This is a genomic window from Mycobacterium paraterrae, assembly GCF_022430545.2.
Lineage (GTDB): Bacteria > Actinomycetota > Actinomycetes > Mycobacteriales > Mycobacteriaceae > Mycobacterium > Mycobacterium paraterrae.
Genome location: NZ_CP092488.2, coordinates 1,060,239 through 1,079,326 on the forward strand (window position 1 = coordinate 1,060,239; position 19,088 = coordinate 1,079,326).

The window sequence follows — 19,088 nt, forward strand, 5'->3', positions numbered from 1 at the left end:
CCACCAAAAAGCCCAGCCCCGAAGACCCGTACAGTTGGTGTGTGTCCGCAGTTCCCGCACCCGAGGGCGGCCCCGACGCCGGCGCCACGTGGCATTACGGCGATCCGCTGGGCGAGCAGCGCGCTGCCGAAACCGGCGCCGTCCTGATAGATCGATCGCATCGCCGGGTGCTCACGCTGACCGGCAGCGACCGGCAGACGTGGCTGCACAGCATCTCCAGCCAGCACGTCAGCGAATTGCCCGACGGCGCGAGCACCCAAAACCTGAGCCTCGACGGGCAGGGCCGGGTCGAAGACCACTGGCTCCAGACCGAACTCGACGGCGTCACCTATCTCGACACAGAACCGTGGCGCGGCGAACCGCTGCTGGCCTACCTGCAAAAGATGGTGTTCTGGTCGCAGGTAACTCCGGCCGACGCCGACATGGCCGTGCTGTCGCTGCTGGGACCGCAACTCGCCGACGCAGCGGTGCTCGCCGCGCTCGGTATCGACGCGTTACCGGCCGAGCAGACCGCGATCCCGTCGACCAGCGGCGGTTTCGTGCGGCGGCTGACTGAGGCCAGTCCGGGCCAGATCGAACTCGACGTGCTGGTCGAGAGATCGCGATCAGTGGACGTCCAACGGCGCCTGATCGACGCCGGAGTACGCCCGGCCGGGGTGTGGGCGTACGAGGCCCACCGCGTGGCGGCGCTGCGTCCGCGCCTCGGTGTCGACACCGACGAACGCACCATCCCGCACGAAGTGAACTGGATCGGTGCCGCGGTCCACCTCGACAAGGGCTGCTACCGCGGCCAGGAGACCGTCGCCCGCGTCCACAACCTGGGCAAACCGCCCCGGATGCTCGTGCTGCTGCACCTGGACGGGTCGGTGGACCGGCCCGCCACCGGCGACCCGGTGCTGGCCGGCGGACGTGCCGTGGGCCGGCTGGGAACGGTCGTGGAGCACGTCGACTTAGGTCCGGTGGCGCTGGCGTTGGTCAAGCGCGGCATCCCCGCCGATACCGCGCTGAGCACCGGCGGCGACGCCGAGGTGGCGGCGACGATCGACCCTGGATCGCTGCCTGCGGTCGACGGACCCGGCGCCGGTCGGGTGGCCGTCGAGCGATTGCGGGGAACAGCGCGATGACCGTCGCCCGACCGCGCGGGGCGCAACAGCGCGCAGCCACCGGGCACGCTAAACTGTCGGCAGGACAATAACGACAAGAGATCGGAGCCGCTCACTTTGTTGGGCCGCTCCGTTATTGCGCGAGGGGGTTCCCCCATGGGCCGTGGCCGGGCTAAGGCGAAGCAGACCAAGGTCGCTCGAGACCTTAAATACAGCTCACCGCAGACCGATTTTGAACGGCTACAGCGCGAGCTGTCCGGTTCCGACGGTGATGACGCGGACCAGTCGGAGGGCGACGATCCCTGGAGCGATCTGCGCCGCTAGGGCTTTACGCGGCTCGCCCCAGTGGCGCGCCGAGACCTAGAACCTCGGATGCTGCCCGACGAGGTTTGCTCGCGGACCGTCTTTTTCACCTTTGTTGATCGTGCCGAGGACCCAGCAGTCCAAGTGCCGGGCCGTCAGGATGGCCAGCGCGCGGTCGGTGTCTTCCGGTGCGACGACCGCGACCATGCCGACGCCCATGTTGAATGTCTTCTCCATCTCGGCACGGGCCACCCGCCCGCGCTGAGCGATCATTGCAAACACCGGTGCCGGCGTCCAAGTGCCGCGGTCGATCTCGGCGAGCAGCCCGTTGGGGATGACGCGCTCGAGGTTGCCGGCCAGTCCGCCGCCGGTGACGTGGCAGAAGGTACGGACCTGGGTTTCCGCGGCCAGGGCAAGGCAGTCCTTGGCGTAGATGATGGTCGGCTCGAGCAGTTCTTCGCCGAGCGTGCGGCCGAACTCCTCGACGTAACCCTCCAGGTTGCCCCGATCGATCTCCAGCAGCACTTTGCGGGCCAGGGAGTAGCCGTTGGAGTGCAGACCCGACGATCCCATCGCGATCACGACGTCGCCCGGCTTGACCCGGTCGGGACCCAGCACGTCGTCGGCTTCGACTACGCCGACGCCTGTCGCCGAGATGTCGTAGTGGTCGGGCTCGATCAGGCCCGGATGCTCGGCGGTCTCACCACCCAGTAGCGCGCAGCCCGCTCGCACGCAGCCTTCGGCGATGCCGCCGACGATCGCGTTCAGACGCTCGGGCACGATCCGGCCCAGCGCGATGTAGTCCAGCAGAAACAGCGGCTCGGCGCCGCACACCACCAGGTCGTCGACGACCATCGCCACCAGGTCCAGGCCGACGGTGTCGTGTTTGTCCATCGCCTGTGCGACGGCCAGCTTGGTGCCGACACCGTCGCTGGACGCGGCCAGCAGCGGCTCGCGGTAACCGCCGCGCAGTGCGAACAGTCCGGCGAACCCGCCGAGCTTGCCGACGACCTCGGGTCTGGTGGCTTTGGACGCCAATGGCTTGAACAGTTCGACTGCGCGGTCACCGGCTTCGATATCGACTCCGGCCGATGCATATGTCGCGCCCGGCATTGCCGGGTCTTCTCCGCGGGCGGTCATCGCGCTAAAGGCTACCGGTCGACGGTCTGCACCGGTATCTGCCACTCGCGCGAGGACACCGTTTGGTCAGGGATGCCGCAGCACGGCGGCCTGCTCCGCCTCTGGCGACCGCTCGGCGGCGATCTCCTGGTGCGCTGCCCCGCGGGCCGCGTTGGCGAGCATCTGCTCGATCACGTTCTTGCCAAGCGCTGTCTCGCTTGGCAATTCGATCGGATACTTGCCGTCGAAGCACGCCGAGCACAGTCGGGAAGTGGGTTGTTCGGTCGCGGCGACCAGGCTTCGCAGCGAGATGTAGCCCAAAGTGTCGGCGTTGATCGCATGCCGTACCGCCTCGAGCATTTCGTCTTCGTCCTCGACGGCGTTGGCGATCAGCTCGGCCGGTGACGGGAAGTCGATGCCGTAGAAGCACGGCCACTTCACCGGCGGCGATGCGATCCGTACGTGTACCTCGACGGCCCCGGCCTCGCGCAGCATCCTGACCAGAGCACGCTGGGTGTTGCCGCGCACGATCGAGTCGTCGACGACGATCAGCCGCTTGCCACGGATGACTTCCTTGAGCGGGTTCAGTTTCAGCCGGATGCCCAGCTGACGAATGGTCTGCGACGGCTGGATGAACGTGCGGCCCACGTAGGCGTTCTTCATCAGGCCCTGGCCATAGGGGATGCCGGATTCCTGCGCGTAGCCGACGGCGGCGGGTGTGCCGGACTCCGGCACACCGATCACCAAGTCGGCGTCGATCGGGTGTTCGCGGGCCAGCCGCCGGCCGATCTCCAGCCGGGCGCCGTGCACCGATCGACCCGAGATCGTGCTGTCCGGCCGGGCCAGGTAGACGTATTCGAAGATGCAGCCCTTGGGTTCGGGGTTGGCGAACCGGGTCGAGCGCACCCCGTCGGCGTCGATCGCCAGCAGTTCGCCCGGCTCGATCTCGCGGACGAACGAGGCGCCGACGATGTCCAGGGCGGCGGTCTCCGAGGCCACCACCCAGCCACGGTCCAGCCGGCCGAGGCACAGCGGGCGCACCCCGTAGGGGTCGCGGGCCGCATACAGGGTGTTCTCGTCCATGAAGGTCAAGCAGAATGCGCCGCGCACGGTTGGCAGCAGCTCCAAGGCCGCCTGCTCCAGGCTCGAATCGGCGGCGCCGTGCGCGAGCAGTGCGCCGAGCATGTCGGAGTCGGTGGTGGCCGCGCCTGGAACCTTGCTGTTCAGCAGTCCCGCCTCACGGCAGCGGGTGACCAGCTCGGCGCTGTTGACCAGATTTCCGTTGTGGCCAAGCGCGACTCCGGTGCCGGCCGCGGTGTTGCGGAAGACGGGTTGGGCGTTTTCCCAGGTGGGCTGTCCGCTGGTGGAATACCGGCAGTGCCCGACGGCCACGTGACCTTCCATGGCTGCCAGCGTCTGCTCGTCGAAAACCTGACTGACCAAGCCGAGGTCCTTGAACACCAGCACCTGCGACCCGTCGGCGACGGCAATACCGGCGGCCTCCTGGCCACGGTGCTGCAGCGCGTAGAGGCCGTAGTAGGTCATCTTGGCGACTTCTTCGCCGGGGGCCCAGACCCCGAACACACCGCATTCTTCGCCGGGCGGGTTTTCCAGTTGCTCGGAGGCAACGGCTGCGTTGACGGTCACGGTGTGGCGGCTCCCCGGGGAACGGATGGTGACGTGATGGAGTCTACGGACACGTTCGGCGTGTCTACGAATCGAACGCGCGTGTTGCAGCACGTGGCAACAGGTATTTGCAGCTCATTAGTCCCACCAGGATGCAGCTATCGCATATGTCACACTGCGGCACTCAATCGGCTAAGCGCACCACCGGCAGCCAGGCTGCGATCTCACCGGCCCGCGAGCCGGACAGGCGCAGCGCTCCCGTGGTAGTCGCGTCGGCCACCGGCAGCAGTCCGGTGACCAAGAGCAGCCAGGTCCGGGCATCGGTTTCGACGACATTGGGCGGTGTACCGCGGGTATGCCGTGGCCCGGCAATGCATTGCACCGCAACGAAGGGTGGGACGCGGATCTCGACGCTGGCGCCGGGTGCTTCGGCGGCCAGCGTGCGTGCGGTCAGTCGCACGGCGGCCGCCAGGTCGGCCCGGCTCGGCGCGGGCCGGGTGTCGTCGCGCAGCCAGCCTGCGACGGCCTGGACGGCGGCTCGGGTCTGTGCCGGATCGGCGCTCTGACGGGGAGGCACCGGTCAACCTTTGAGAGCGGCGCGGACGCGTTCGGTGTCTGCCGGGGTCCAGCCGTCGGGGGGCGCGACCGCGGCCCAGCCGTCGAGGATGTCGTTGCTGTAGTTGTGTCCGTGTCCGCCGGGGACGCTTTCGGCTTTGGTCAGGTCGGCGCTGACCTGCCAGAACGTGACGACCGGAGTCCACTGCATCGACGGGCTGCGGTCGTGACCGCGCGGCTCGACCAGCCAGTCGGGTCGGCCGAACAGTAGGTCCGGTGACCACCAGACCACCGGGTCGGACGGGTGCTGAAGGAACAGCACCCGTGTGCCGTCCCACGGCGGTGCGGTGACGCGCGCGACGTCGGCAGGATCGTTCGCTTCGGAGAAACGCACTGTGCGCCCGTTGTCGTAGCGCGGTGCTACTTCGGTGCTGCCGGGATCGCGCCGTTGAATCAACGCGTGCCACAGGGTGCTTTCCTGCGGTGGGCCGACCCACAACACCGCGTCGAAGCCCATCCGCCGGATGTCGGGCAGCCAGCTGAACGCCGCCTGGCCGGCCATCGATCCGAGGCTTTCGCCGTAGAGCACCAGCTTCGGCCTGTGCTGCGGAGGCAACTGCGCCCACCGGTCGTGGACGGTATGGATCAACGCGCGGCCGGACTCCATGGACTTCTGCCGATCCGCCAGGAACGAAATCCAGCTCGGCAGAAAGGAATACTGCAAACCGACGATCGCGGTATCCCCGTTGTACATCGTCTCCACCGCGCTCGCCGCCACCGGGTCGATCCACCCGGTACCGGTGGTCGGCGCGATGACCAAGACCTTGCGGTCGAAGGCGCCGGTCCGCTCGAGTTCGTCGACCAGGAGCTCTAGCCGACCCTGCTCGTCGGGTGCGGTGTGCAGGCCGGCATACACCCGGATCGGTTCCTTGGCGGGTGCGCCGTTGATCGTGGTCAGCTCGGCCGCGTGCGGACCGGTCCCGACGAAATCGCGACCTTGAAATCCCAAGGTATTCCACGGCACCAACGACTTAGGGCTGCCCGACTTTTCCGGCAGCTGAGGCTGCACCACGCCGTCGGGTGTCGAACTGTCCCGCGGCTGGAATACCGCGTTGGCGCCGGCGAAGAAACCGCGGACGAGTATGCCGTCGAACAGCAGGATTAGCAGTGCCACCACCATCGCAGTGCCGATGAACAACGCCACCTCGTCGTGCAGATGCCAGCGCCGAATCAGCATGCGCGCCAACGTCTTAACAATGTCACTCAGCACCCGGAACGCCGCCACCAACAACGCGCCGACGGCCGCCGCGACGGCCAGCGTGCGCAGATAGCCCGGGTTCGTCGGCCCCTCGATGCCCATCAGCGCCGACAACTGCCGCTGCCAAGCCGCGGCCGGCACGAGCATCGACACACATGCGGTCGGCGCGAGCACCACGACCGATGCCTTCGCCCACCACAGCAACTGTGTTGCCGGCGGCCACCACCGCGCGCCACGCAGCACCAGGCGGTAGAAGACTCGGCCGATCAGCACCCCCAGTCCGTAGCCGAACGCGGCGTTCACACCGCCAATCAAGCCCTGGAACAACCACTCTCGTGGCACCAGCGACGGCGTCAACGACAGACAGAAGAACAACGCACCGAACGCCACGCCGACGAATTTCAGCCGCAGCAGGCTCCAGGCCCAGACCAGCAGTGGATGATGCCCGGCCACCCGTTCGCTCATCGCAGGAGAGCGGCCAGCACCCCTTCGGACGTGCTGCGCAATTCCGCCAGGGGCACTGTGAACAAACCCTGAACCTCGACCGCGTCGGAACCCTGGTCGACGACCCCGATTCGAGTGGCGGGCAGTCCCCGTGCCTCGCACATCGCGGTGAAGCGGCTCTCCTCGGTGCGCGGCACCGCCACCAGGACCCGGCCGGCCGATTCGGAGAACAGCATGACGAACGGGTCGGCACCCTCGGGAAGCACGATGCGGCAACCGGTTTCGCCCGCCATCGCCGACTCGACGACGGCCTGCGCCAGGCCGCCTTCGGACAGATCGTGCGCCGCGGACACCAGGCCGTCGCGGGATGCCGCGCTGAGCACCTCGGCCAGCAGGCTTTCACGGTCCAGGTCGACCGCGGGCGGACGTCCGCCCAGATGGTCGGCGGTGACTTGCGCCCAGATCGAGCCGTCGAATTCGTCACGGGTGTCGCCGAGCAGGATCAGCGTCTCACCCGGCTCGGCGCCCATAGCGGTCGGGATCCGGCGCCTGACATCGTCGATCACACCCAGCACCCCGACGACCGGCGTGGGCATGATCGCCGTAGTCCCGGTCTGGTTGTAGAAGCTGACGTTGCCACCCGTCACCGGAATACCTAGTGCCGCACAACCATCCGCCAATCCGCGGACGGCCTGCGAGAACTGCCACATCACGCCCGGGTCCTCCGGCGAGCCGAAGTTGAGGCAGTTGGTCACCGCGACCGGTGTTGCACCGGTGACGGCGACGTTGCGGTACGCCTCGGCCAGCGCAAGCTGCGCCCCGACGTACGGGTCGAGCAGCGTATAGCGGCCGGACGCGTCGGTCGACACCGCGATGCCACGGCCGGTGGCCTCGTCGACGCGCAACACCCCGCCGTCGGCGTGCTCGGCCAGCACGGTGTTGCCGCGCACGTAGCGGTCGTACTGCTCGGTGATGAACGAGCGGCTGCACAGGTGCGGACTGCCCAGCAGCGCAAGCAAAGTGGCGCGCAGCTCGTCACCGGTGACCGGCCGCTTCAGGTTGGCCGAAGTGTCGGCAATCAACGCGTCCTGCCAATCGGGTCGCGCGACCGGGCGCTGGTAGACCGGGCCTTCGTGGGCGACGGTCCGCGGGGGAACGTCGACCACGGTCTCACCATGCCACGTGATCTGCAGCCGGTCGCCCTCGGTGACTTCGCCGATCGTGGTGGCCAGCACCTCCCACTTGCGGCACACCGCCATAAATGCGTCGACGTTCTCCGGCGCGACGACCGCGCACATCCGCTCCTGTGACTCGCTGGACAGGATCTCGGCAGGCGTCATGTCCTTGGCCCGCAGCGGCACGCTGTCCAACTCGATCGCCATTCCGCCGTCGCCGGCCGAGGCGAGTTCCGATGTGGCACACGACAGTCCGGCGCCACCCAGGTCCTGGATCCCGATCACCAGGCCTGCGGCATACAGCTCGAGGCAGCATTCGATCAGCACCTTCTCGGTGAACGGGTCACCCACCTGCACCGAGGGAAGCTTCTTGCGACCCGAGCCGGACTCGTCGCCGCCGAAGGTCTCCGACGCCAGCACCGACACCCCACCGATGCCGTCGAGCCCGGTGCGCGCACCGAACAGGATGATCTTGTTGCCGGCACCAGAGGCGAACGCCAGGTGCAGGTCCTCCTTGCGCAGCACTCCGACACACAGCGCGTTCACCAGCGGGTTGCCCGCGTAGCACGGGTCGAACACCGTCTCGCCGCCGATGTTGGGCAGCCCCAGAGAGTTGCCGTAGCCGCCGATGCCGCGCACCACGCCGTCGAGCACGCGGCGGGTGTCAGGGGCATCGGCCGCGCCGAACCGCAGCTGGTCCATCACCGCGACGGGCCGCGCCCCCATCGCCATGATGTCGCGGACGATGCCTCCCACGCCGGTGGCCGCACCCTGGTAGGGCTCGACGTAGGACGGGTGGTTGTGCGACTCCACCTTGAACGTGACGGCCCAGCCGTCGCCGATGTCGACGACGCCGGCGTTTTCGCCGATGCCGGCCAGCATGCCGGCCCGCATCTCGTCGGTGGTGGTCTCGCCGAAGTACCGCAGGTGCACCTTGGACGACTTGTAGGAGCAGTGCTCGCTCCACATCACCGAGTACATCGCCAGCTCGGCGTCGGTCGGCCGCCGGCCCAGGATGTCGCGGATGCGCTGGTATTCGTCGTCCTTGAGACCGAGCTCGCGGAACGGTTGCGGCTGGTCAGGGGTCGCCGCGGCCCGCTCGACGGTATCGATCGCGTGAGTGAGCCCTGACGTCACGCAGACAGTCTAGGTGGCCCGGCGGATTCATGAGCGTGCGTGTCTGCACACCGACACGCCGAAGGCCGCTGGCATTCCGCGCACACTCGCGGGGTCTGCGCCTCTCGATCATGACCTCGGAGGTAATTGTGCCGCGTCGTCACCGCGCGACAGACTTCAGCCGGAACCACTCACTACCAGGAGGGAATCATGACCGACACCCGAACCGCCTCTCCCACACAGCGATTCAGCCCAGAATTCTTCGCCGCGTTCTGGGCCGCGCCCAGCATGTCGCACAGCATGGACATCCTCGCCGACGACATCGTCGGCTACTGGCCCGGTGACAACGAGCCGGTCCGGGGCTTCGAGGCATACACGCAAAAGATCGCCGACATCCTTACCGCCGCGCCGGACCTTCGGCTCGAACTCGTCGACAGCGCCACCGCCGCCGGCGCCGTCGACGGCGAAGAGTTGTTCTTCCTGCACTACGTCGGGCATGCGACCGGACCGGACGGGCCGATCGAGATCCGCGGGCTGGATCGGGTCCGCACGCGCGACGGCATCGTCGTGGAAAACGTAATCCGTTACGACCCGTTGTTCGTCTAGCGATCAGCGGGCGACAGAAACGCCTGCAGTGCCGCCGCGTAGGCCGCAACGTCGTTGGCGCCCATCAGTTCTCGTGCGGAATGCATCGCGAGCTGAGGGGCGCCGACGTCGACGGTCGCGATGCCCGTCCGGGCGGCGGTCAGCGGTCCGATCGTCGAGCCGCAGGGCAGATCGGCACGATGTTCGTAGCGCTGCAGCGGCACCCCGGCCTGCCGGCAAGCCAGCGCGAACGCCGCGGCGGTCCGGCCGTCGCTGGCATACCGCAGATTCGGGTGCACTTTGAGCACCGGGCCGCCGTTGACCGCGATGAGGTGGCCAGGCTCGTGCCGCTCCGGGTAGTTCGGGTGGGTGGCGTGCGCCATGTCCGCCGAGGCCACCATGGATCCCGGCAGGCGGCGCAGGAAGTCCGCGCGTCCGCCACCGCCGGCCAGTTCGATGCGTTCGAGAGTGACCAGCAGCAGATCCGAGTCGGCACCATGATCCGAGGTCGAGCCGACCTCTTCGTGGTCGAACAGCGCCAACACAGGTAGGAACTGGGTGGGCCGTGTATCCAGGAACGCCTCCAGGCCGGCGTAGCAGGACGCCTGGTTGTCCAGCCGCGGCGCGCTGACGAATTCGTAGTCGGCACCCGTCACCCGCGACGGAGTCAGGTCGTGGGTCATCAGGTCGGCGCCCAACACCTCGCCCGGATCCACGCCGGACCGCCGGGCGACGAAGTCGACGAACGACCGGGCCGAGCCGCCGGCTCCCCAGACGGCGTTGACGTGGCGCTGCGGATCGAGGGTCAGCGACTTGCGGTCCTCGGCCAAATGGATGGCGAGCTGCGGTACCCGCAGGATGGGGTCGTCGATCCGGACCAGCCGATGCGCGATACCCGACGGACTTTGCGCGTCGCGCAACGACAACCGCCCGCTGATGCCCAGGTCGCGGTCCAGCCACGAGTTGAGCCAGGCGCCCCCGTAGGGCTCGAGTGCCACCACGTTCCAGCCGACGACTTCGCGATCGGGATGTTGTTTGACCCGCAGGTTGGGGCTGTCGGTGTGGCCGCCGATGATCCGGAAAGGCCGCCCGCCCGCGTCGTTGCCGCTATTCCAGGCCACCAGCGACCCGGCCCGGACGATGAAGAACTTGCCGCCGCGGGGCCACTGATCGGCCTCGGCGAGCTCGGTGTAGCCGGCCGAGCGGAGCCGAGCTGCCACGGTGTCGCAGACGTGAAATGGCGACGGAGACGCGTCGATGAATTCGCAGAGCCCTTGCGGGGTGGCCACCATGGCCACATCCTTCCATCACGGGCCAGTCGGAGACGTTAGGGTCGAACCCGTGCCCGATCCGCAGCCGGTTCTCGCGCCGTTGACACCGGCCGCGATCTTCTTGGTGGTCACCATCGACGACGGTGGCGAAGAGACTGTGCACGACGCGCTGTCGGGGATCTCCGGCCTGGTGCGCTCGATCGGGTTCCGCGACCCCAACAAGCGACTGTCGGTGGTGACCTCGATCGGCTCACACGCGTGGGATCGGTTGTTCGAAGGCCCGCGCCCCGCCGAGCTGCACCCGTTCATCGAGCTGGTCGGGCCACGGCACACCGCCCCGGTCACCCCCGGCGACATCCTCTTCCATATCCGCGGTGAGACGCTGGACGTCTGCTTCGAACTGGCTAATTACATCCTGCGCTCGATGGCGGGCGCAGTGACGGTGGTCGACGAGGTGCACGGCTTCCGGTTCTTCGACAACCGCGATCTGCTCGGATTCGTCGACGGCACCGAGAACCCGAGCGGAACTCCGGCGGTCGCGGCCACCGAGATCGGCGACGAAGATCCTGAATTCGCCGGCGGCTGCTACGTGCACGTGCAGAAGTACCTGCACGACATGGAGTCCTGGGGCGCGCTGACGGTCACCGAACAGGAACACGTGATCGGGCGAACCAAGCTGGAAGACATCGAGTTCGACGACGACGAGAAACCGGCCAACGCCCACATTGCGCTCAACGTGATCACCGACGACGACGGCACACAGCTTCAGATCGTCCGCCACAACATGCCTTTCGGCGAACTGGGCAAGAGCGAATTCGGCACCTACTTCATTGGCTACTCGCGCACACCACAGGTAACTGAACGGATGTTGCACAACATGTTCCTCGGCGATCCGCCCGGCAACACCGACCGAATCCTCGACTTTTCCACCGCCGTCACCGGCGGACTGTTCTTCTCCCCCACCGTCGACTTCCTCGACGACCCGCCACCGCTGCCGATCTCGTCGGCACCGGCTCCGGCGGTACTGAAAACCACCGCGGATGGCTCGTTGGCGATCGGCAGTTTGAAAGGAACCCCGCAATGAACAACCTGTACCGCGACCTCGCGCCAGTCACCGAAGAAGCCTGGGACGAAATCGAAGTGGAGGCGAGGCGGACCTTCAAGCGGCACATCGCCGGTCGCCGCGTGGTCGACGTCAGCGATCCGGCCGGACCCGCAGCCGCCGCCGTCAGCACCGGACGGCTGATCGACGTCCAAGCCCCCTCCGACGGTGTGATCACCCACCTTCGGGCGAGCAAACCGCTTGTCCGACTGCGAGTTCCGTTCACGCTGTCACGTTCGGAGATCGACGACGTGGAGCGCGGCTCGCAGGACGCCGACTGGGATCCGGTGAAAGCGGCGGCCAAGAAGCTGGCGTTCGCCGAAGACCGGGCCATCTTCGAGGGTTACACCGCTGCATCGATCGAGGGCATCCGAAGCTCGAGCAGCAACCCGCCGCTGAAGCTGCCCGAAGACCCGCGCGCAATTCCCGACATCATCACCCAGGCATTGTCTGAACTGCGTCTGGCCGGTGTCGACGGCCCGTACTCGGTGCTGCTGTCGGCCGATGTGTACACCAAGGTCAGCGAGACCACCGAGCACGGGTATCCGATCCTCGAGCACATCAACCGGCTGGTCAACGGCGACATCATCTGGGCCCCCGCGATCGATGGCGCATTCGTATTGACCACTCGCGGAGGGGATTTCGACCTGCAGCTGGGCACCGACGTGTCGATCGGCTACCTGTCGCATGATGCCGAATCGGTGCAGCTGTACATGCAGGAAACCCTGACGTTCTTGAACTACACCGCCGAGGCGTCGGTCGCCCTGACCACGTAGCGGGCTACTCTGCAGGCGGCTCGAAGAGCTGGAGGTCGTTGCCCTCCGAGTCCTTGAAGGCCGCGATGTTGCCCCACGGATGGGTGCTGACGTCGTCGACGAACTCGACACCGGCCTCCGTCAGACGCACAACCTCGTTGTACAGGTCTCCGTCCGGCTGGAACGTGAGCACCGCACCTCCCGTTTGACCCGAGTGCGTCTGTTCGCGTGCGTTCAAGCCGATCATGACGCCATTGGCGTCCAGCTCCGACCAGTCGTCGCCTTCGCTCTTCACCGACAACCCGAGCGTCTCTCCGTAGAACTTGAGCGCCCGGCGCATGTCGTCGACTGGCATCCACACCGTCGCTACACCGCTAGCCATATTTCCTCCCGCTGAGTGTTGCTCTGCTGTTTCCCTCCGCAGGGCTACCCACTGCTGATCACTTTTAGTTAAGAATTTGGGTGCATTGTTACGAGCGTCGCGGGAGTGCATAATGGGTTGTGCATCCCATAAAAAGGAGGAAGTGCATGCCCGTCGTCCACTATCGGTATGCCGCCGTCGACGGTCACCAGCTGTTCTTCCGCGAGGCCGGAAACCCGGAAGCGCCGACTGTCGTTCTGCTGCACGGATTTCCCACCAGCTCGTATATGTTTCGTGATCTGGTTCCGGCCCTCGCCGATCGCTACCACGTGATCGCGCCGGATCATTTGGGTTTCGGCCTGTCCGATGCGCCGCCGGTGGGCGACTTCGACTACACCTTCGATGGCTTGACCCAACTGACCCAGGGCCTGCTGCGCGGTCTTGGCGTCGATCGGTACGCAATCTATGTGCAGGACTACGGCGCTCCGATCGGCTGGCGTCTGGCGCTGCACGACCCGTCGGCTGTTACGGCGATAATCAGCCAGAACGGCAACGCCTACGACGCCGGTTTCGTCGAAGGCTTCTGGACGGGCGTGCGCGCGTACCAAGAGCGCCCGACCGCCGAAACCGAAGCACTGTTACGGCAATTCCTCACCCTCGAGGCCACCCGCTGGCAATACGTCACCGGCGTGCCGGACGAGACTCTGCTCAACCCCGAGGCGTGGCACCATGACTACGCTCTGCTGTCACGGCCGGGCAATGACGCGATCCAGCTCGCGTTGTTCCGCGATTACGCGACCAATTCGCCGATGTATCCGCTCGTGCACGAATACTTCCGGTCCAGTCAAGTGCCTCTGCTTGCGGTGTGGGGCCGTGGCGACGAGATCTTCGGCCCGGCCGGCGCGCAGGCTTTCACCGACGACCTACCCGACGCCGAGGTTCATCTTCTGGAGGGCGGGCACTTTCTCCTCGAGTCGGCGCTCGACGAGGTCGCCGGTCTCGTCCGCGCGTTCCTGGCACGGGCCCTGCCGGACGCGTAGCCGAAGACGGCCGATCGGATGGGTTGAACGTCCCAGAGCAAGGTGGTCGGGCGGACTAATCTTGCGCTATGGCGCACGCCGAGCTGCACGAAGAGCGGCGCCTGACGGCCAAAGGCCGGGCCACGCGTGATCGGATCGTCAAAGTAGCGGCAGAACTCATCCTGCGCGAAGGCCTTTCGGCACTGAGCATGGATGCTCTGCGCAAAGCCGCATCGGTGAGCGGGTCGCAGCTCGCTCACTACTTCACCGACAAACAGACGTTGATCCGTGCGGTCGTGGCTCGCCAGATGCAAGTGGTGCTGGACTTCCATCGCCAGCCCAAGCTCGGTGCACTGGACACCTTCGACGACTTCGAGCGGTGGATCGACCTCAACATGCGCTACCTGCGACGCATCGGCTATTCGGGCACGCCGACCTATCACGCGCTGGCAGGTCAGCTGGGCAAATCCGACGCTGTCACGCGCGAGGCGCTGGCGGCCGGATACCGGCAGTGGATCGACTTGTTGGAGAACGCCATTCAGCGAATGAAAGATCACGGGGTCATCGTCGCCAACGCAGACCCGCGAAGCCTGGCGCTCGTCATCGTCAGCGCCCACCAAGGCGGTGGCATGCTGGCGTTCACCTATCAGGCTGACTGGCCGCACGCCGACGCTGTTCGCTTCGCGGTCAATTACCTTCGGCTGTTTGCCACCGCGCCGGCCAATCGGGTGCCGCGTCCCCCGCGGCGCACGAGAGCGAGGCGACCAGTTGCCTGACGACGACGCACCCCGGCTGACCCGCAAGGGACGCGCCACGCGTGCACGGATCATCGATGCCGCCGCGCGGCTGATGTTCACCCGTGGAATCGCCGGCACCAGTATCGACGACGTGCGCGGCGCGGCGGCCGTCAGCGGCTCACAGATCTCCCACTACTTCGAAGACAAGCGTGATCTGACCCGCAACGTGATCAACCTCCGCCGCGACAATGTGAGGGATTTCCACGCTCGGCCCCAACTGGGCGGTCTTGACACGCTCGCGTCGCTGGACGCCTGGGTCCAAGCCGTCCTTGCGGATCTCGACCCGGTCTACCGGCAGGGCGGATGCATATTCGGTTCGCTGGCAGGCGAATTGGTCGAGGCCGATGTTCACGTCCACCGCGACCTCGCCGACGGTTACGACCAGTGGATCGAGCTGTTTCGCAACGGGCTGACGGCCATGCGCGACCATGGCGAGCTACGGCCGGACGCCGATCCGCGTCACCTCGCCGTGACACTGGTCGCCGCGCATCAGGGGGGCGCCCTGCTGACCTTCGTCGCCGACGACCCCGAACCGCTGCGCAACGCGCTGACCGCGGCGGTCGAGTATGTGCGTTCGTTCGCGGCGCGCCCGAAGCGCCGGCGGTCTGGGCCTGACAAGCGGACACGCTGATCTCCGTGGACAAGAGTGGGCTGCATAGCCCACAATAATGGGTGAAGCGTCCCAATATTAGTCGCGGAGGACAAACGCCATGACCCACGCACTGCCCACCGCACCAGCCGTAGTCCGGGAACGTCCAGGAGGCGAGACGATGCGCGCGATCGTCTTGGAGCGATTCGGCGGACTCGACAGCCTCGTCTACACCGACATCCCCAAACCACTACCCAGAGACGGCGAAGTCGTCATCAAGGTCCATGCCTTCGGTCTCAACCACGCCGAGATGCACATGCGCCGGGGTGAATGGGCCGAAGCCGCCGAAGTCAGTGGCATCGAATGCGTCGGCGTCGTCGACGCCTGTCCCGGCGGCGAGTTCCCGGTGGGCGCCAAGGTGGCGGCGCTGATGGGTGGTCTCGGTCGGACCATCAACGGCAGCTACGCCGAATACACCCGGGTTCGTGCGGCGAATGTCGCTCCCATCGAATCCGACTTGCCGTGGGCGCAATTGGCCGCACTCCCGGAAACCTTCTCGACGGCATGGACCTGCCTGTTCCACAACCTGAAGGTGTCGGCGGGGCAGACACTGGTAATCCGTGGCGCCACGTCAGCACTCGGCCAGGCCGCAGTCAAGATGGCGGTCGCCGCGGGTGCCCGCGTCATCGCCACCGCCCGCACGCGTGAGCGTTTCTCCATGCTGGAGTCCCTCGGCGTCGCGCGTGTCGAACTGGAGTCGCCGACGCTCGCGGCGACCATCGCCGAAGCCAAGCACGTCGACGCGGTGCTCGACTTCGTCGGCAACAGCACCATCCTCGACTCACTCGACATGCTTCGCCGCGACGGCACCGCATGTCTGGCGGGGTGGCTCGGCGGACTCGATCCCATCGGTGATTTCAACCCGCTGCTGCGCATGCCCAGCGGTGTGAATTGGAACTTCTTCGGCAGCTTCGTCTTTGGCGAGCCCGGTTTCCCGGTTTCCGACGTGCCACTGCAGGACATCGCGGCCCAGGTGGCACGGGGCGAGCTGGAAGCGACACCGTCGCGGGTCTTCTCCTTCTATCAGATTCGGGAGGCCCACCGCGTCATGGAGGCTGGCGAAGCTGGCGGGAAAATGGTGGTGGTCGTCGAATGAGCACCAGATGATGGGACGATGACGCAACAGGTTCTCGTCTTCGACGTCAACGAGACATTGATCGACATCGGGTCGATCGCACCGGTTTTCGAGCGGATCTTCGGCGACCCGGCAACCATGCGAGGATGGTTCGCTCAGCTGCTGGCCTACTCGATGACGGTCACCGCGTCGGGCCATTATGTCGACTTCTTCACGCTCGGTCAGGCGGTTCTGCGGATGCTCGCGACTACCCGCGGCGTGGATATCAGCGACGACGACGAAGACGCGCTGAAGCATGCGATGCTCACCATGCCCGCCCATCCCGACGTCGCAGAGGGGCTGACGATCCTGCGCGACAGAGGTTTTCGACTCGTCACGCTGACGAACTCCCCACCGAACCCGTTCGGGCCGAGCCCGATCGAACACGCGGGACTGGGACACCTGTTCGAACGCCAGCTCAGTGTCGACGCTTGCAGAGCGTTCAAGCCCGCGCCTCCCCCGTATTTGTACGCGTGCGAACAACTTGCCGTGGCGCCCCAGGAATGCATGATGGTCGCCGCGCACGCCTGGGACACCATCGGGGCGCAGTCCGTGGGATTCAGCGGCGCGCTGATCGCCCGACCAGGCAACGCGCCGTTGCCCGTCGCCGGCCTCCCACAACCGACGGTCGTCGCCACCGACCTGCGCGATCTGGCGGACAAGCTCACAAACCGTGACGGTTTGTCGTCCACTGATTAGTCCGGTCGCGGGTCACCGAGCCGCGAGCGAATCGCCCCCCAAGGGTCGGCGTAGCGCCCAGGCGCGCCGCGGTACGCGGCTTGGCGGGCGAGGAGAATCCGGACAAGCGGTGCGACCAACGCCATGGGATAACGTCGCCATCCGACGGTCGCGCGCATCTCGTCCAGCATCTGCGGCCACGAGTGATGCTGGAACGCCAACGCCTCTTGAGCCCGTGTCGTATCCAACCAGTCTGTGACGAACCAGTTTTCGTCGTTCTCGGGATCACCGGGTCGACCCGCCGGCAGCACATTCGACAGTCCCCGCCCCGCCGCCAGGGCCGGCCCGATGTCCTTCTGCACATGCAGGTGCGAGTCGTCGCCGGCGATCAGCAGCGTCTCGCCGACAACGTCCGCGGTGGTCGCCGCGGCGAATGCGGCCGCCACATCCCGAACGTCGACGGTATGGATCCGCCCGTCACTCGGCAGTGTGTTCTCGAAGAACAGCGCGTCGCGGCTGAACGGAATTGCGCCCGGCACGACACTGATGACTCCGCCCAGGCGCAGAATCACCCATTCCAAAGCCGAAGAGCGCACCAGGTTTTCGGCTTCGATTTTATGTGCGCCGTACAGGTCGGTCGGCCGCAGCGGGGAGTCCGTGGTCAACCGCTCGGGGTGGTGATGCGGGTTGCGCGACCCGTAGACGGCGTTGCTGGAGGCCAGCACGAAGCGCGGACGCCGCTGCTGACACTGCGCGGCGCGTAACAACGCTGCGGTGGCGTCGACGTTTACTCGACGGCCGAGTTCGCGGGCGCGGTAGATCGCCGGGGGGATTACGGCGGCCAGGTGCACGATCGCCATGGGGGAAACTTCGGCGACCAACCGGTCGACCTCACTCCCGTCGGTGAGGTCGGCCCACTGCGCCTCGGCGCCGGACGGTAACGAGGCGGCAGCCTTGCGCTGGTCCGGGGTGCCCAGATCGGCCGCGACCACGCAATGGCCGTCGGCGACGAGCTTGATCACCACCTGCGAGCCGACCAGGCCGAAGCCGCCCGTGACCAGCACCTTGTCGGTCATCGCCCCTCAGCTACGCAGCCCGGCACAATAAGTGGATATGACATTCTCAAAAAGCGAGAGTATCATATTCATAACCACGATCATCGACGATGTGAGGGCTCCAGGATGGCGGGCAGCGGCAACGTGCCGAAGAATCGCGAGACGGCCAAATGGGACCCCGAGTTCACCAAACAGGTGTCACACACGGTCGGCGCGGTGATCAAGCGCTATCACCGCGCCGAGGTCCGCAACATCGACAACATCCCGCCCACCGGCGGCGCACTGGTGGTGTCCAACCACTCCGGCGGCATGCTCACTCCCGACGTTTTCATCTTCTCGCCGGCCTACTACGACCACTTTGGGTATGACCGGCCCGTCTACACGCTCGGCCACTACGGCATCTTCATAGGTCCGCTCGACGGCGTGCTACGTCGCCTCGGCGTCATCGAAGCGAGCCGCGAGAATGCCGCAGTCGCACTACATTCCGGCGCGGTCGTGCTGGTATTTCCCGGCGGGGACTACGACTCCTACCGCTCCACATTCGACGCCAACGTCATCGACTTCAACGGTCGCACCGGTTACGTAAGGACCGCGATCGAGGCCGGTGTGCCGCTCGTGCCGGCGGTTTCTATCGGCGCCCAGGAAACCCAGCTGTTCTTGACGCGCGGCAACTGGCTGGCCAAGAAGCTTGGAATCACCAAGGCGCGCATGGACATTCTGCCCGTCAGCGTCGGCTTTCCCTTCGGCCTGAGCATGATATTTCCGCCTAACCTGCCGCTGCCGTCGAAGGTGATCACCCAGGTCCTCGAACCGATCGACATCGCCGCGCGCTTCGGCAAAGATCCCGACGTCGGCGAGGTCGACGAGTACGTCCGCTCGGTCATGCAGGCAGCGCTCGACCGGTTGGCTAAGCAGCGGCGTTTCCCGGTCTTGGGCTGAATCCGCCATTCGGCCGAATCGCCAACTGCGAAGTGCTTGCATGAACGCAGGGAGGAGCGGGCGT

The 19,088-nt window shown here is 66.5% G+C and carries 19 protein-coding genes; 11 read left to right on the plus strand and 8 right to left on the minus strand.

Annotation, left to right across the window (positions count from 1 at the left end):
* Positions 1-41 precede the first annotated feature (41 nt).
* The gene (gene ygfZ, locus MKK62_RS04985; protein ID WP_240262101.1) at positions 42-1,124 is read left to right on the plus strand and encodes a CAF17-like 4Fe-4S cluster assembly/insertion protein YgfZ; all 1,083 of its coding nucleotides are present in this window, start codon (positions 42-44) and stop codon (positions 1,122-1,124) included.
* A 135-nt stretch (positions 1,125-1,259) separates the two neighbouring features.
* Positions 1,260-1,427, plus strand: coding sequence for a DUF3073 domain-containing protein (locus MKK62_RS04990; RefSeq protein ID WP_240262100.1), 168 nt, complete (start codon positions 1,260-1,262; stop codon positions 1,425-1,427).
* A 36-nt stretch (positions 1,428-1,463) separates the two neighbouring features.
* Here MKK62_RS04990 and purM read toward each other — a convergent pair whose 3' ends face one another.
* The 5 genes from purM to purL form a co-directional block, all read right to left on the minus strand.
* Entirely contained in the window at positions 1,464-2,546 is a 1,083-nt protein-coding gene (purM, locus tag MKK62_RS04995) for a phosphoribosylformylglycinamidine cyclo-ligase (RefSeq protein WP_240262099.1), read from the minus strand.
* A 66-nt stretch (positions 2,547-2,612) separates the two neighbouring features.
* Positions 2,613-4,172: an amidophosphoribosyltransferase gene (gene purF / locus MKK62_RS05000; RefSeq protein WP_240262098.1), complete on the minus strand. Its 1,560-nt coding sequence runs from the start codon at positions 4,170-4,172 to the stop codon at positions 2,613-2,615.
* A 163-nt stretch (positions 4,173-4,335) separates the two neighbouring features.
* Positions 4,336-4,728, minus strand: coding sequence for a sterol carrier family protein (locus tag MKK62_RS05005; RefSeq protein WP_240262097.1), 393 nt, complete (start codon positions 4,726-4,728; stop codon positions 4,336-4,338).
* A gap of 3 nt (positions 4,729-4,731) precedes the next feature.
* Complete coding sequence (locus tag MKK62_RS05010; protein ID WP_240262096.1) at positions 4,732-6,429, minus strand: alpha/beta hydrolase; 1,698 nt, start codon at positions 6,427-6,429, stop codon at positions 4,732-4,734.
* Positions 6,426-8,696: a phosphoribosylformylglycinamidine synthase subunit PurL gene (gene purL / locus MKK62_RS05015; protein WP_240263816.1), complete on the minus strand. Its 2,271-nt coding sequence runs from the start codon at positions 8,694-8,696 to the stop codon at positions 6,426-6,428. The genes MKK62_RS05010 and purL overlap by 4 nt, the downstream gene beginning before the upstream one ends.
* Positions 8,697-8,909: 213 nt before the next feature.
* Between purL and MKK62_RS05020 the strand changes: the two genes are divergently transcribed.
* Entirely contained in the window at positions 8,910-9,305 is a 396-nt protein-coding gene (locus MKK62_RS05020; RefSeq protein ID WP_240262095.1) for a nuclear transport factor 2 family protein, read from the plus strand.
* Here MKK62_RS05020 and MKK62_RS05025 read toward each other — a convergent pair.
* On the minus strand, positions 9,302-10,576 hold the full coding sequence (locus MKK62_RS05025; protein WP_240262094.1) for a M18 family aminopeptidase: 1,275 nt from the start codon (positions 10,574-10,576) through the stop codon (positions 9,302-9,304). The two genes, MKK62_RS05020 and MKK62_RS05025, sit on opposite strands and share 4 nt — an antisense overlap.
* Between MKK62_RS05025 and MKK62_RS05030 the strand changes: the two genes are divergently transcribed.
* On the plus strand, positions 10,575-11,639 hold the full coding sequence (locus tag MKK62_RS05030; RefSeq protein WP_240262093.1) for a Dyp-type peroxidase: 1,065 nt from the start codon (positions 10,575-10,577) through the stop codon (positions 11,637-11,639). The genes MKK62_RS05025 and MKK62_RS05030 overlap by 2 nt on opposite strands.
* Positions 11,636-12,433, plus strand: coding sequence for a family 1 encapsulin nanocompartment shell protein (locus tag MKK62_RS05035; protein WP_240262092.1), 798 nt, complete (start codon positions 11,636-11,638; stop codon positions 12,431-12,433). Before MKK62_RS05030 ends, MKK62_RS05035 begins: the two co-directional genes overlap by 4 nt.
* A gap of 4 nt (positions 12,434-12,437) precedes the next feature.
* On the opposite strand, the gene MKK62_RS05040 is transcribed toward MKK62_RS05035, so the two are convergent.
* A complete protein-coding gene (locus tag MKK62_RS05040; protein ID WP_240262091.1) occupies positions 12,438-12,794 on the minus strand; it encodes a VOC family protein in 357 nt (118 codons plus the stop codon).
* A gap of 146 nt (positions 12,795-12,940) precedes the next feature.
* Between MKK62_RS05040 and MKK62_RS05045 the strand changes: the two genes are divergently transcribed.
* The 5 genes from MKK62_RS05045 (at position 12,941) to MKK62_RS05065 (ending at position 17,051) form a co-directional block, all read left to right on the plus strand.
* Positions 12,941-13,813, plus strand: coding sequence for an alpha/beta fold hydrolase (locus MKK62_RS05045; RefSeq protein ID WP_240262090.1), 873 nt, complete (start codon positions 12,941-12,943; stop codon positions 13,811-13,813).
* A gap of 68 nt (positions 13,814-13,881) precedes the next feature.
* Entirely contained in the window at positions 13,882-14,568 is a 687-nt protein-coding gene (locus MKK62_RS05050) for a TetR/AcrR family transcriptional regulator (RefSeq protein ID WP_240262089.1), read from the plus strand.
* A complete protein-coding gene (locus MKK62_RS05055; RefSeq protein ID WP_240262088.1) occupies positions 14,561-15,220 on the plus strand; it encodes a TetR/AcrR family transcriptional regulator in 660 nt (219 codons plus the stop codon). Before MKK62_RS05050 ends, MKK62_RS05055 begins: the two co-directional genes overlap by 8 nt.
* A 79-nt stretch (positions 15,221-15,299) precedes the next feature.
* Positions 15,300-16,334 carry a zinc-binding dehydrogenase gene (locus MKK62_RS05060; protein WP_240262087.1) on the plus strand — a complete coding sequence of 345 codons (1,035 nt, stop codon included), beginning with the start codon at positions 15,300-15,302 and terminating at the stop codon, positions 16,332-16,334.
* A gap of 18 nt (positions 16,335-16,352) precedes the next feature.
* Entirely contained in the window at positions 16,353-17,051 is a 699-nt protein-coding gene (locus tag MKK62_RS05065; protein WP_240262086.1) for a haloacid dehalogenase type II, read from the plus strand.
* On the opposite strand, the gene MKK62_RS05070 is transcribed toward MKK62_RS05065, so the two are convergent.
* Entirely contained in the window at positions 17,048-18,106 is a 1,059-nt protein-coding gene (locus tag MKK62_RS05070) for an NAD-dependent epimerase/dehydratase family protein (protein WP_240262085.1), read from the minus strand. The genes MKK62_RS05065 and MKK62_RS05070 overlap by 4 nt on opposite strands.
* A 105-nt stretch (positions 18,107-18,211) precedes the next feature.
* On the opposite strand from MKK62_RS05070, the gene MKK62_RS05075 reads away from it, so the two are divergent.
* On the plus strand, positions 18,212-19,024 hold the full coding sequence (locus MKK62_RS05075; protein WP_240262084.1) for a lysophospholipid acyltransferase family protein: 813 nt from the start codon (positions 18,212-18,214) through the stop codon (positions 19,022-19,024).
* Positions 19,025-19,088: the final 64 nt, after the last annotated feature.